Consider the following 12,912-nt stretch of genomic DNA (forward strand, 5'->3'; position numbering starts at 1 on the left):
AGGAGAGACCGTCGCGGATGCCTGTGATCCAGTAAAGTGTATCCACTTACGACATAGGAGGTTGCTGATGTCCAACACAGTAAAAGCCATACTCGACCTGAAGGGCCGCGACGTCGTGACGGCTGGTCCGAACACCACCGTTGCCGAAGCCGCCAAGGTGCTCAGCCAGAAGAAGATCGGCGCGATCGTCATCGTCGGCGTGCAGGGCAAGATTTCCGGGATATTTACCGAACGCGACGTCGTTCATGCGATCGCCAAATCCGGCAAGGACTGTCTTGACCAACCGGTCGCCTCGATGATGACCTCGAAAGTGTTCCGCTGCCACGAGGATTCGACCGTCAACGAACTGATGGAGCTGATGACCAGCAAGCGCTTCCGGCATGTGCCGGTGGAGAGCAACGGCAAGCTCAGCGGCATCATTTCGATCGGTGACGTGGTGAAGACCCGCATTGCAGCGGTCGAGCGCGAGGCCGAGGAGATCAAGGCCTATATCGCAGGATAGGCACGCCGCCGGCCATCACGCGTGGCCGGCAAAAGCTTCCTGCATTCGCTTCAGTTCGGGAAGCCTCAACGAGGCTTCCTGGTAACCGCGCTCGATTGCCTCGCCGGCGCGATGGAACTCGGACAGCCCGATATCACTCAGCCGCGGGTGCAGCGAAATATCCGGCGGGTCGCCCGCCAGGCGGGCACGTGAAATTCGATCCTGAATGATATTGAAGGCCTGCACCATGACGCCGGTCATGCCGAGGCGCGTATAGGGTGTTTCCTCGCGCTTCTGCATTTCCTGCACCGTCAGTCCGGCATTGTGCTTGACGACGGCTGAGCGGCCGAAGAGGTCGTAGTTGAGGTTCACGGCACAGACGAGCGGCTGTTCATAGCTGCGGCAGACGGAGACCGGCACCGGATTGACGAGGGCGCCGTCGACCAGTGTCCGGTTGTTGCTGCGGATCGGCTCGAAAATGCCGGGCAGGGCGTAGGAAGCGCGCAGCGCCGTGATCAGCGAACCATTGGAAATCCAGACCTCGTGGCCGGTATTGACCTCGGCCGCGACGGCGACGAACGGACGGTCGAGATCCTCGATATTCAAGCCTTCCAGATGCTCGGCCATGCGCTTCGTCAACCGCATGCCGCCGAACAGGCCGCTGCCGCCGATCGTCAGATCAAGCAGGCTGGCGATGCGGCGCATGGTGAGCGAACGGGCGAATTCTTCGAGTTCGTCGAGCTTTCCGGCGAGATAGCAGCCGCCGACGAGAGCACCGATCGAGGTGCCGGCGATCATGCCGATCTCGATGCCGGCTTCATCCAACGCTCGCAACACGCCGATATGGGCCCAGCCACGCGCGGCGCCGCCGCCGAGCGCGAGAGCGATCTTGGCTTTCTTCTGTGGTGGTGGGGAGATCGTAGGAACTGTCATATCGGGCAATGTGGAAGACGAACCGGAATCGGATTGGCCAGCTTCAGAGCCCTGACGGTGCAAACTCCAGTTCAGCATGGCGTGCCTCCTCCCGGCAGAACACTCTGTGTTATCGAAGTGTGTTCCTCTTCCCTTTCCAAATCGTATATAGAGGGCTGATCTGTCCCTATAAGAGGCAAATGCCGCCGTTTTGCGCTATTTCTTATAGACGTCAGCGGGATCGAAATGGCGCTCGTCATCGACGATGTCGAGCATCGGCTTTCCGTCCTGCAACGATACGGTCCGGTAGAAGCATGAACGGCGGCCAGTATGGCATGTCGCATCGTGACCGGCGACCTCTACTTTCAGCCAGATGGCATCCTGATCGCAATCGGTACGGATCTCCCTGACCGTTTGGATATTGCCCGACGTTTCACCCTTCATCCACAATTTGCCGCGCGAACGGCTGAAGTAGTGCGCCTTGCCTGTCTGGATGGTGAGCGCCAGGGCCTGCGCATTCATATGTGCGACCATCAGGAGCTCGCCGTCCTGAACGTCGGTCACGATCGCAGTGATCAGTCCACGATCATCGAAGCGCGGGGTGAAATCCCCCGCGTCCTCGAGCTCGGACTTGTCGTCAGAAGGCGCATTGAAGGCGAATGGCGTCATCGATCGGCTCTCTTTGTGAAGCCGGTATCAGCGGCCCCGTACCATGGACATGAATCGCGCCTGGTCGGCAGGTTCGGACTTGAAGGTCCCAGTAAAGGTTGTCGTCAATGTGGTCGAACCCTGCTTCTGCACACCGCGCATGGCCATGCACATATGTTCGGCTTCGATCATGACCGCGACACCGCGCGGACGCAACGTCTCATCTATCGACCTGGCGATCTGCGCCGTCATGGTTTCCTGCGTCTGCAGGCGCCGGCCGAAGATTTCGACGACACGGGCGATCTTCGACAGGCCGAGGACCTTGCCGTCAGGCATATAGGCGACATGCGCCTTGCCGATGATCGGCACCATGTGGTGTTCGCAATGCGAGAAGAATGGAATGTCCTTGACGAGGACCATGTCATCGTAGCCGGCAACCTCTTCAAAGGTGCGGCCGAGCACATCCTCGGCATCCATATCATAGCCGGCGAAGAGTTCACGATAGGCCTTCGCGACGCGGGAGGGCGTATCGAGCAGACCTTCGCGCGCCGGATCGTCACCGGCCCAACGCAGCAGCGTGCGGACGGCGTCTTCGGCTTCTTTCTGGCTCGGGCGGTTGGAATCGCGGCTGTTCTGCGGAAAATTCTTTACGATGGCGTCCATACTGTTCAAGTCTCCTGATCCGCTCGAATGCGGATCGTCTTTCGGACTCGCCAACTGGTATCCCCTGTCAGGAATGTTGCACCTTTGGCAGGCTCCGGGGCTTTCAGGGCGTCGCCCATCCGGCACGGTTTCCCAATCAATCTTACCGGAGGCCATTGCTTTTTCATGGCCCTCGAACGACATACATATAGGAAGACAGCGTCTTCATGTAAGTATGCTAACACGAGACGGTGCGTTTTTTGTTTAAGATACAATGACCACCGAATGAGCCGGTCCACAGCGATCTGGGGCGGAATTGACCATGGACGAGATCTACAACAGCAAAATCCTGGAATTTGCCGGCAATATTGCGCGGATCGGCAGCCTCGAGGACGCCGATGCCAGCGCCCAGGCGCATTCGAAGCTATGCGGTTCGAAGGTGAAGATCTGGCTGAAAATGGATGGCGATACCGTCAGCGATTTCGCCCATGACGTCAAAGCCTGCGCGCTCGGGCAGGCGTCCTCGTCGGTCATGGCGCGCCATGTCGTCGGCGCCACCGCAGGCGAACTGCGCAAGGCGCGCCAGGATATGCTCGACATGCTGAAGGCCGATGGCGACGGACCCGAGGGCCGCTTCGAGGAAATGCGCTATCTGCGCCCGGTCAGGGATTACAAGGCGCGGCACGCCTCGACGATGCTGACCTTCGACGCCGTCGTCGATGCCATCGGCCAGATCGAGGCGAAGCGCGCCGAGATGGCGGAAGCCTGAGGCGATGTGCGAGTTCTGCTCCCTGCAGCATGACGACGAAGACGAGGGCGGCGCGGCGGCGGCTCCGCAAAAGCTCAAACGCTTCTCCCGCAACTACGCGGGCGCTTTCCCGAAAACGCCGGGCAGGCTCGCAGGCATGGGCTTCATCCGGCTCTACCAGCTGACCCTCTCCGGTTTCATCGGCAATTCCTGCCGTCATATCCCGACCTGCTCCGAATATGGCTACGAGGCCGTCGCCCGCCATGGGCTGTGGGCAGGCGGATGGATGACGCTGTTTCGCGTCGGACGCTGCGGTCCGGGTGGCACGAGCGGGCTCGATCCGGTGCCGGAACGGCTGGAACGGCGATTCCATTGGTGGACACCCTGGCGCTATCTCGCGTTCGGCCGGAAAGCCGCGTGACCGTCTACGTTGCCCTGCTGCACAGTATCGTCCTGGCGCCGGGACGCCGGGTGGTGATGTCCGACCTGCGCGACATGGCCTCGGCGCTCGGCTACCGCAACCCACGCACACTTGTCTCGACCGGCAATATCATCTTCGAAGCACCGGAGTCGCCTACCGGTGATATCGAGAAGAAGCTGGAGGCGGCGTTCATCGAGAAGTTCGGCAAGCCGGTCGACATCATCGTCCGCACCGGCAAGAGCTGGGAGCGGCTGGCACGGTCCAATCCGTTTCCTGATGGTGAGGGCAGCCAGGTGATCGTTCGCGTCATGCGCAGGCCGCTCGATATCGCGGCACTCGACAAGCTGAAGGCCTATGCCGACCCCAGCCAGCGTCTGGCGCTCGTCGATGGCGATCTGTGGATCGATTTCGCCGGCAAGCCCAGCGAATGGAAACTGCTTTCGGCGCTGACCACCAAGCGCATGGGGGCGGGCACGCTGCGCAACTGGAACACCGTCCGCGGCTTGGCCGAGATGCTCTGACAGGCCCTGCTTTTTCTTTACTAAAAGGCCAAATCCGATTATCAGGCGGCAGCGCCTTGCGTACGGACGCAGCGCTTCATTGCAACCACCCGCATTCGTTGGCGGGACTGGACAAGGAGAATATCGATATGTCCCAATCCGTTTCCCTGACTTTCCCTGATGGCAATGTGCGCGATTTCGCTGCCGGTACGACCGGGCGCGAAGTTGCCGAATCCATTTCCAAGTCGCTTGCCAAGAAGTCCGTCGCCATCGCGATCGACGGCGTCGTGCGCGACCTTTCCGATCCCGTTGTTACGGGTAAGATCGAGATCATCACCCGTAATGACGAGCGCGCGCTGGAACTCATCCGCCACGACGCAGCGCACGTCATGGCCGAAGCCGTGCAGGAACTCTGGCCCGGCACGCAGGTCACCATCGGTCCGGTGATCGAGAACGGCTTCTACTACGACTTCGCCAAGAACGAGCCCTTCACGCCCGACGATCTGCCGAAGATTGAAAAGAAGATGAAGGAGATCATCGCCCGCAATGCGCCCTTCACCAAGCAGGTGTGGTCGCGCGAGAAGGCGAAGGAAGTTTTTGCCGCCAAGGGCGAGCGGTACAAGGTCGAGCTTGTCGATGCGATCCCTGAAGGACAGGATCTGAAGATCTACAATCAGGGCGAATGGTTCGACCTGTGCCGCGGTCCGCATATGGCCTCAACCGGCCAGATCGGCAATGCCTTCAAGCTGATGAAGGTTGCCGGCGCCTATTGGCGCGGTGACAGCAACAACGCCATGCTCTCTCGCATCTACGGCACGGCTTTCGCCGAGCAGTCAGAGCTCGACAACTACCTGCATATCCTGGCCGAAGCCGAGAAGCGCGATCACCGCAAGCTTGGCCGCGAGATGGACCTGTTCCATTTCCAGGAAGAGGGCCCGGGCGTCGTCTTCTGGCATGGCAAGGGCTGGCGGATGTTCCAGACGCTGACCGCCTACATGCGCCGCCGTCTGGCCGGCACTTACGAAGAGGTCAACGCACCGCAGGTTCTCGACGCCTCGCTCTGGGAGACTTCGGGTCACTGGGGCTGGTACCAGGAGAACATGTTCGCGGTGAAGTCGGCCTATGCCTTCACGCACCCTGAAGACAAGGAAGCAGACAACCGCATCTTCGCGCTGAAGCCGATGAACTGCCCGGGTCACGTGCAGATCTTCAAGCATGGCCTGAAGTCCTATCGCGAGCTGCCGATCCGTCTTGCCGAATTCGGCAACGTGCATCGCTACGAGGCGTCTGGGGCGCTGCACGGGCTGATGCGCGTCCGCGGCTTCACGCAGGACGATGCGCATGTGTTCTGCACCGACGAGCAGATGGCTTCGGAATGCCTCAGGATCAACGACCTGATCCTCTCGGTTTACGAGGACTTCGGCTTCAAGGAGATCGTCGTCAAGCTCTCGACCCGCCCCGAAAAGCGCGTCGGCACCGACGCCCTCTGGGATCGCGCCGAAAGCGTGATGATGGACGTGCTGAAGACGATCGAAGAGCAGTCCGAGGGACGCATCAAGACCGGCATCCTGCCGGGCGAGGGCGCTTTCTACGGTCCGAAGTTCGAATATACCCTGAAGGACGCCATCGGCCGTGAATGGCAGTGCGGCACGACGCAGGTGGACTTCAACCTCCCGGAGCGTTTCGGCGCCTTCTACATCGACAGCAATTCGGAGAAGACGCAGCCGGTGATGATCCATCGCGCCATCTGCGGCTCGATGGAACGCTTCCTCGGTATCCTGATCGAGAACTTCGCCGGCCACATGCCGCTGTGGATCGCACCGCAGCAGATTGTCGTCGCGACGATCACGTCGGAAGCCGATGGCTACGGCGCTGAAGTTGCCGAAGCGCTGCGCGAGGCCGGTCTGAACGTTTCGACCGACTTCCGTAACGAGAAGATCAACTACAAGGTCCGCGAACATTCGGTTACCAAGGTTCCGGTGATCATCGTCTGCGGCAAGAAGGAATCCGAAGAGCGGACGGTCAATATCCGCCGGCTCGGCAGCCAGGAGCAGACCTCGATGACGCTCGATGAGGCGATCGAGAGCCTGACCTGGGAAGCGACGCCGCCGGATGTTCGCCGCAAGATCGAGGCGAAAAAAGCCAAGGCCGCCTGAGACCATCCGGGTGAATACAAGATGCAAAGGGGCGGCGCTCGATCGAGCGCCGCCCCTTTGAATTTCATGGATCAAATTCCGAGAACGGTTACGCTTGGCGGCGTGAAATCCTTGATCCCCAGTTTCGGGTAATCGCATTTGCGGTCAAACTTGGCCTTCGATACCGTCCGCATGCATTTCGGGTCGGTCTTGAAGGCATATCCGGGCAAACTGACGTACTTGACACTCGGCGCACAGAGCGCGAGCGCGATACACATCGTCAATGCCGCACAGATGGTCCGCATGGGACACCTCCTTCGTTCGGCATGACTTCTCGATACGGAACCCCTCCGCACGCCCGACAATCGCATGTCCACCTGCAGGCTTCCATTCGCCTAATCGGATGCAGGTGCTCAGCGCGCGGGCTATGCGCCGCTCATCGGGATGGGCGAGGGGAATGCTCCGTTCAGAGGAGGGGGCCGGCCAATCAGTCCGCGTCTGCGCCGTCCGATCCGCTGTTCGGAACCAGCTGATCGTAGGACGGCAGCGGCGCCTGTGCCGATTTCTGCGGCGGCTCACCGGCCGCAGAGGGCTGCGGTTCGGGCTGGACGGTCGTTGCGGCGCTGTCCGGCTCCTGTGGCTGGACGTCCTTCATCAGCACTTCGACATCGGTGTTCTTGCCAGCTTCGACCTTGAAATCGCGCTGGTATATCTTGTCCTTGTTACGGGCTACGGCGGAATACTCGCCTTCGGCAAGCACCATCGTCGGGAAGGCGCTGACGCTTTCGCCGACGCTGTCGCCGGCCGCCGTCAGGATTGACCATGCGGTGTCGGCGATTGCCTCGCCACCGGCGTCGGAGACGAGCTTGAAAGTGATCTGCGCCGCGCGATGCTGGATCGTCGCTTCCGTCAGCTTGCCGGCTTCGATCTGGATATCGGCGCGGATGACGGCGTTGACGTCGCCATATTCGGAGACGACGTGATAAGTTCCGGCATTCAGGCGGACGACCGTGTTCGGAGAGACGTCGGCCATCACCAGGCCACGCTCGCCGTCGTCGCGGACTTCGGAGGAATAGATCGAGAAGCTCAGCTGATCCGGGCGGATGCGGACATCGGAACCGGATACCGCGTTCAGCAACAAGCCGCCGGCATCGAGCACCATGACCTGCTTGTCGACCGCGCCGCTCTCGGGCACGTTGACCTTCTTGGTGACGCCGGCGCGCCCGAAGGAGACATTGACGAAATAGTCACCGGGCGCCAGCTGGAATGCGGCGGAACCACCCTTGGCGCTGGCAATCAGCGGCAGCTTGCCGTCGGCACCGGCGATCGGACTGAAAACATACCAGGAAAGGCCGTCTTCCACCGGCTGTCCGTCGGCCGTCAGCTTTGCCTCCATCGGCACTTCATGCAGAAGCGCGCCCGGCGGCGTCGTGCCGGGGGCGATGAAAGCGTTCAGCTTCGGCATCTTGGCCGTGGTGTCGAGCTGCTTGAAGTCCTTGAATGCATCCTGCGCGCCTGCCGAAAACGGCGAGGAGATCACCAGTGCAAGCGCAAGGGCTATCCGCGCAAGGGGCAAAATGCCGGTCATGAGTTTCCTGGACCGATTGACTTTAGAAATCACAGGGGCCACTTCAAGACCAACCCGATGGCAAATTCAAGACCCATCCCCGTTACAGTCCTGAAATTGAAAGTTTCTCCCGCATGAAATCCGATATCAAGCTGATCGATTACCTCAACGTGCGCCGTTCCATTCCTGCGTTCCAGATGTGCGAGCCGGGTCCCGACAAAGCCGAAATCGAGGAAATCCTTCGCCTGTCGTCGCGCGTTCCAGATCACGGCAAGCTGGCGCCATGGCGCTTCATCGTCTATCGCGGCGAAGAGCGCGTACGGATCGGCGAGGAATTGCTGAAGCTCGCCCTCGAGGCCAAGCCCGAGCTGTCGGAGGAGATGATCCAGGTCGAGCGCACGCGCTTCACCCGGGCGCCCGTCGTCGTCGCCGTCGTTAGCAAGGCCGGGCCGCATTTCAAGATTCCGGAATGGGAGCAGGTGATGTCGGCAGGTGCGCTGTGCCTTAACGTCATCTTCTCCGCCAATGCGCATGGCTGGGTGGCGAACTGGCTGACAGAGTGGTTCGCCTTCGACGAACGCGCCTATCCGCTGCTCGGCGTGCAGTCGGGTGAGAAGGTTGCCGGCTTCATCCATATGGGTTCGTCTGAATTTCCGCCGGTCGAGCGCCCGCGCCCGGAACTGACGGAAACCGTCACCTGGGTCGGTGGAGAGAACTGATGTTCTACCGGACGGACGCCAACAAACATGGCCTGGCGCATGATCCCTTCAAGGCGATCGTGTCACCGCGCCCGATCGGCTGGATCGGGACGAAGGGGACGGATGGTTCGCTGAATCTCGGCCCCTATTCCTTCTTCAACGCCATTTCCGACCGTCCGAAGCTAGTGATGTTCTCCTCCAGCGGGCGCAAGCACAGCTACAAGAATGCCGCCGATACCGGCGTCTTCACCTGCAATTTCGTCAGCCGCCATCTGGTCGAGCACATGAATGTGTCATCGGCGGCCGTGCCCTACGGAACCAACGAGTTCGAGCTAGCAGGGCTGACGGCGCGGCAGGGCGAGATCGTCGACGCACCCTATGTCGCGGAATCGTTTGCTGTCCTCGAATGCAAGGTCACCGAGATCATCGAGCCGAAGGGGCTGTCCGGCGAGCCATCCGAGAATGTCATGGTGCTCGGCGAGGTCGTCGGCATCCATATCGACGAAACGATCATCCGCGAAGGCCGCCTCGACATGTCGATCGCCCGGCCGGTGGCCCGCATGGGATACATGGACTATGCGGAGGGCAGCGATGTCTTCGAAATGATGCGGCCGAAGACGCCATGATGCGCTTGTGCCCTGCGCACAGGGGTTAATGAATATGGTGAACCAATCATAAACCATTTGCCGGTAGCGTTCTCAGAACAAGAGGAGCGTGAAGGAATCACGTTCCGCAGGTTGGGGCGTAATGGTGATTGTAGAGGCATTCCTTCGCTGGGTCGAAACTGCCAAGTCCGGAGACCGGGCACGAGCGGCCAGCGCCCTTGGCCGGGCCTATCTGCAGTCCGAGATGCAGCCGGAAGAGCGCAAGTCCGCCGAGATGGCGATGACCTTCCTGCTCGACGACCCGTCGCCGAAAGTCCGCCTCGCTCTCGCGGAAGCCATCGCCTGGTCGGATGAGGCACCGCGCTCGCTGATCCTGGCGCTGGCCGAAGACCAGCCCGAAATTGCCTGCCATGCCGTTACCTGCTCGCCGCTGCTGACCGATGCCGATCTCGTGGATCTCGCAGGACGAGGCAGCGAGGTGACGCGGATGCTGATCGCCGCGCGCAGCACCTTATCGCGCGCCGTCTCTGCGGCGCTTGCCGAGATTGGCGGCGAGGAGGACGTGCTCTGCCTGCTCGAAAACGAGGGCGCCTCGATCGCACCGCATTCGCTGAAGCGTATCGCCGAAAGGCTCGGTGGCTGCTGCGATATTCGCAATCTGCTGCTCGATCGCGAGAGCCTGCCGGCCGATGCCCGCCAGTTTCTGACGCAGCATGTCAGCGATGCGCTGGTGGCGCTGCCGCTCGTCCAGGCCGCCATCGGCTTCAACCGTCTGCAGCGGATCAGCCGCGAAGCGACGCAGTCTGCGGTCGTGTCGATCGCCGGCGAAATTCAGCCGCGCGAGATCGACGACCTGGTCGAGCATCTGCGCGTCCACGGCCATCTGACGCCATCCTTCCTGATGCATGCGCTTTGCTCGGGAAAGGTCGATTTCTTCGCAGGCGCCGTCGTCAACCTGACAGGCTGCAGCGAAAAACGGGTCCGCTCGATCCTGGCGACTGGCCGCATGCATGCGGTTCGCGCGCTGTACGAGACGGCCGGTTTGACGCGCGAGATCAGCACCATTTTTGTCGAGGCGACGCTGCTATGGCGCGAAGCTTCGCGCAAGGCTTCGGCAACGATGCTTTCGACGATCTGCGGGCGGCTGCTTGAACGCTTCCGCCATCATGGCACCCATGACGCCGTCAAGGAACTGCTCGACATGGTCGAGAAGCTGCATATTGCCGAGCAGCGCCAGTCGGCGCGCGCCTATGCCTCGCAGGCGGCACTTGTCGCGGCCTAGTGACTGAAGCGCTGGGCGACCCAGGAATATCCGTTTGAAACGAAATGCACCGGCTTGACGAGCGTCTGCTTGATGTCGTCACCGGTTGGCAGCCCGGCACGGACGCGCTCGGCAACCCGCACAGCATAGGCGCGAAGACCGGTTGGCTGCGGCTGTTCGACGGCTGGAGCCGTTGCTGTTGCCTGCGCTTCAAGCTTTGCTGTCTCGGGAGCGGCTACGGGCTTCGGTTCCTCGCAGACGGCAATCACCGTCGGATACTTGGCGTTGGTAAAACCCTTCAGCTGCTTTTCCGACTCGGCATCGCACATCGCCACTGTCTGCCAATGCTTGTCCACCGTCGCCACGTAATTGCATTGGGTGACGGAATCGTTGCACCCGAAGATGGTCATGGCGATGAGGACGGCTTGCATATTCGGGATCCCTGGCTATTGAAACTCATGATCTTAGACGTCGCAATTCCAACGGAATAAAGGCGGTTACATTACCATCTCTTCATGCAAGCCGACCGGGAAAGCAGAAGCCATGTTCGTGACCATCACCCTCGAAACGCCGCGCCGGCCTGAAATCATACGCCTGCTCGACATGTCGGATGCCTATGCGGCTTCGCTCTATCCGTCCGAGAGCAACCATCTCGTCGATCTCTCGTCGCTGGAGCAGCCTCCGGTGAGCTTCGTCGTCGCGCGTAACGACGGTGTGGCCGTCGGCTGCGCAGCTCTTGTCGAAGCGGGCGATGGGACGGCGGAGATCAAGCGGGTGTTCGTTGACCCCGAGGCACGCGGCCTTAGGGCAGCGAGCCGGCTGATGGACAAGATCGAGGAGCAGGCAACGAAGCGCGGACTAAAGGCGATTCGTCTTGAAACCGGCATCTACCGGCCCGAGGCGATCGGCCTTTACCGCAAGTACGGCTATGTCGAGATCGAGCCTTTCGGCTCATACCAGCCGGATCCGCTCAGTCTGTTCATGGAAAAGCGGCTCGGCTGATCAGCCCTCGGCTGCCGCGCGCTGCGATGGCGGCGCCTGCTCGTCGATGATGATTTCGGGGCCGGTGCCACCCTGATCCGCGGTGCGAACCTCGTGCATCCACTCGCGCCAGATGGCGACCAGCAGGGCCATCAGCACCGGACCGATGAAGAGGCCGAGGAAGCCCATGGTTTTCACGCCGCCGACCAGACCGAAGAAAGTCGGCAGGAAGGGAAGCTTGATCGGGCCGCCGACCAGTTTCGGCCTCAGGGTCTTGTCGACGATGAAAAGTTCAACGCTGCCCCAGATGAAGAGCCCGGCGCCGGCAACATGCGAGCCGCTGGCGACCAGGTAGATCGATACCAGCGTGAAGGAGAGCGGCGCGCCACCCGGGATCAGTGCCATGATGCCGGTCAATACGCCAAGCGTCACGGGCGAGGGCACGCCGGCGATCCAATAGGCGATGCCGAGAACGATGCCTTCGCCAATCGCAATCAGCGTCATGCCCATCACGGTCGAGCTGATGGTTGCCGGAACGACGCGGGAGATTCGCTCCCAGCGGTTCGGCAGGATGCGCTCGCCGAGCATGTCGATCTGCTTGGAGAAGGACGAGCCGTCGCGATACACGAAGAACAGCGCGATCAGCATGAAGAGCAGCGTCAGCAGCAGATGGAACGATGCGCCGCCAGCGGCCAGCACCGCACGATAGATATTGCCGATATTGGCGCCGCTGACGGCCTGGATAACTTCGCCCATCGAACCCGGTGTGCCGATATATTTCGTCCAGAGTTCATCGATATAGGGACCGGCAAAGGGCAGGGCGAGGATCCACTGCGGGGTAAGCGCACCCATGCGGTTGGCGCGGATCGCCCAGGCCACCCATTCGCGGACTTCGCCCGTCGTGTAAGTGATGGCAAAGACGATCGGAATGACCAGGAAGGTGATGATCAGGATGATGGCGATGGTCGCGGCGATGGTGGTGTTGCCGCCCACGCGGGCCAGAAGCTTGCGATAGAGCGGCCAGCTGGCAAAGCCGATGACGAGGGCGGCCAGAACCGGGACGACGAAGCCGTAGAAGAAATAGACGCCAGCGGCGACAATCAGGATCAGAAGCCAGCGGGCAGCTGAAATCGAGGGAATGAGAGGCGTGCGGGCATGTGCGGAGGGACCAAGCCACCGCGGCTCGCCTGGCAGTTTGTTTTTATTCGAGAGGCTCACGTCGTTCCCTGCTTTTCTTCTCAACCACGGATATGGGCCATCGTGCCACCGGACGCAAGCATTTCGGCCAGGAAATGCCAGTTGCTCCGGCAGCG

At 61.1% G+C, this 12,912-nt stretch carries 16 protein-coding genes; 9 read left to right on the forward strand and 7 right to left on the reverse strand.

Translation table 11 applies throughout. The features are described from left to right. Positions 1–67 precede the first annotated feature (67 nt). Complete coding sequence (locus AC1DJO_RS03665; protein ID WP_112387337.1) at positions 68–502, forward strand: CBS domain-containing protein; 435 nt, start codon at positions 68–70, stop codon at positions 500–502. A 15-nt stretch (positions 503–517) separates the two neighbouring features. On the opposite strand, the gene AC1DJO_RS03670 is transcribed toward AC1DJO_RS03665, so the two are convergent. The 3 genes from AC1DJO_RS03670 to folE form a co-directional block, all read right to left on the reverse strand. Continuing rightward, the gene (locus tag AC1DJO_RS03670) at positions 518–1,492 is read right to left on the reverse strand and encodes a patatin-like phospholipase family protein (RefSeq protein WP_112387338.1); all 975 of its coding nucleotides are present in this window, start codon (positions 1,490–1,492) and stop codon (positions 518–520) included. A 117-nt stretch (positions 1,493–1,609) separates the two neighbouring features. Then, positions 1,610–2,062 carry a phosphoribosyl-AMP cyclohydrolase gene (hisI, locus tag AC1DJO_RS03675; RefSeq protein ID WP_112387339.1) on the reverse strand — a complete coding sequence of 151 codons (453 nt, stop codon included), beginning with the start codon at positions 2,060–2,062 and terminating at the stop codon, positions 1,610–1,612. A gap of 27 nt (positions 2,063–2,089) precedes the next feature. Then, positions 2,090–2,704, reverse strand: a complete 615-nt coding sequence (gene folE, locus AC1DJO_RS03680) for a GTP cyclohydrolase I FolE (RefSeq protein WP_477969115.1) — start codon at positions 2,702–2,704, stop codon at positions 2,090–2,092. 301 nt (positions 2,705–3,005) lie between these two features. On the opposite strand from folE, the gene AC1DJO_RS03685 reads away from it, so the two are divergent. From AC1DJO_RS03685 to thrS, 4 genes are all read left to right on the forward strand, one after another. Next, a complete protein-coding gene (locus tag AC1DJO_RS03685; protein ID WP_477969117.1) occupies positions 3,006–3,452 on the forward strand; it encodes an iron-sulfur cluster assembly scaffold protein in 447 nt (148 codons plus the stop codon). A 4-nt stretch (positions 3,453–3,456) separates the two neighbouring features. Beyond that, positions 3,457–3,852 (forward strand): membrane protein insertion efficiency factor YidD, encoded by a 396-nt coding sequence (gene yidD / locus AC1DJO_RS03690; RefSeq protein ID WP_477969119.1) that lies wholly within the window; start codon positions 3,457–3,459, stop codon positions 3,850–3,852. After that, on the forward strand, positions 3,849–4,373 hold the full coding sequence (locus AC1DJO_RS03695) for a DUF1697 domain-containing protein (protein ID WP_477969121.1): 525 nt from the start codon (positions 3,849–3,851) through the stop codon (positions 4,371–4,373). The genes yidD and AC1DJO_RS03695 overlap by 4 nt, the downstream gene beginning before the upstream one ends. A gap of 128 nt (positions 4,374–4,501) precedes the next feature. Beyond that, positions 4,502–6,508 (forward strand): threonine--tRNA ligase, encoded by a 2,007-nt coding sequence (gene thrS / locus AC1DJO_RS03700; RefSeq protein WP_477969123.1) that lies wholly within the window; start codon positions 4,502–4,504, stop codon positions 6,506–6,508. 71 nt (positions 6,509–6,579) lie between these two features. Here the strand turns inward: thrS and AC1DJO_RS03705 are convergent, their stop codons facing one another. Next, positions 6,580–6,792: a hypothetical protein gene (locus AC1DJO_RS03705; RefSeq protein WP_112387345.1), complete on the reverse strand. Its 213-nt coding sequence runs from the start codon at positions 6,790–6,792 to the stop codon at positions 6,580–6,582. Between the two features lie 182 nt (positions 6,793–6,974). Continuing rightward, positions 6,975–8,075 (reverse strand): hypothetical protein, encoded by a 1,101-nt coding sequence (locus AC1DJO_RS03710; protein WP_112518319.1) that lies wholly within the window; start codon positions 8,073–8,075, stop codon positions 6,975–6,977. A gap of 113 nt (positions 8,076–8,188) precedes the next feature. Between AC1DJO_RS03710 and AC1DJO_RS03715 the strand changes: the two genes are divergently transcribed. The 3 genes from AC1DJO_RS03715 (at position 8,189) to AC1DJO_RS03725 (ending at position 10,639) form a co-directional block, all read left to right on the forward strand. Next, complete coding sequence (locus tag AC1DJO_RS03715) at positions 8,189–8,773, forward strand: nitroreductase family protein (RefSeq protein ID WP_477969125.1); 585 nt, start codon at positions 8,189–8,191, stop codon at positions 8,771–8,773. Beyond that, positions 8,773–9,378 (forward strand): flavin reductase family protein, encoded by a 606-nt coding sequence (locus AC1DJO_RS03720; protein ID WP_477969127.1) that lies wholly within the window; start codon positions 8,773–8,775, stop codon positions 9,376–9,378. Before AC1DJO_RS03715 ends, AC1DJO_RS03720 begins: the two co-directional genes overlap by 1 nt. A gap of 121 nt (positions 9,379–9,499) precedes the next feature. Further along, positions 9,500–10,639: a DUF2336 domain-containing protein gene (locus AC1DJO_RS03725; RefSeq protein WP_477969129.1), complete on the forward strand. Its 1,140-nt coding sequence runs from the start codon at positions 9,500–9,502 to the stop codon at positions 10,637–10,639. Here AC1DJO_RS03725 and AC1DJO_RS03730 read toward each other — a convergent pair. Next, on the reverse strand, positions 10,636–11,049 hold the full coding sequence (locus AC1DJO_RS03730; protein WP_477969131.1) for a hypothetical protein: 414 nt from the start codon (positions 11,047–11,049) through the stop codon (positions 10,636–10,638). The two genes, AC1DJO_RS03725 and AC1DJO_RS03730, sit on opposite strands and share 4 nt — an antisense overlap. Positions 11,050–11,161: 112 nt before the next feature. Here AC1DJO_RS03730 and AC1DJO_RS03735 point away from each other — a divergent pair, with 112 nt between their 5' ends. Next, positions 11,162–11,620, forward strand: a complete 459-nt coding sequence (locus tag AC1DJO_RS03735; protein ID WP_477969133.1) for a GNAT family N-acetyltransferase — start codon at positions 11,162–11,164, stop codon at positions 11,618–11,620. Here AC1DJO_RS03735 and AC1DJO_RS03740 read toward each other — a convergent pair whose 3' ends face one another. Next, positions 11,621–12,817 (reverse strand): AI-2E family transporter, encoded by a 1,197-nt coding sequence (locus AC1DJO_RS03740; protein ID WP_477969135.1) that lies wholly within the window; start codon positions 12,815–12,817, stop codon positions 11,621–11,623. Between the last annotated feature and the right edge of the window lie 95 nt (positions 12,818–12,912).

Source organism: Rhizobium sp. 05N430 (genome assembly GCF_056396985.1).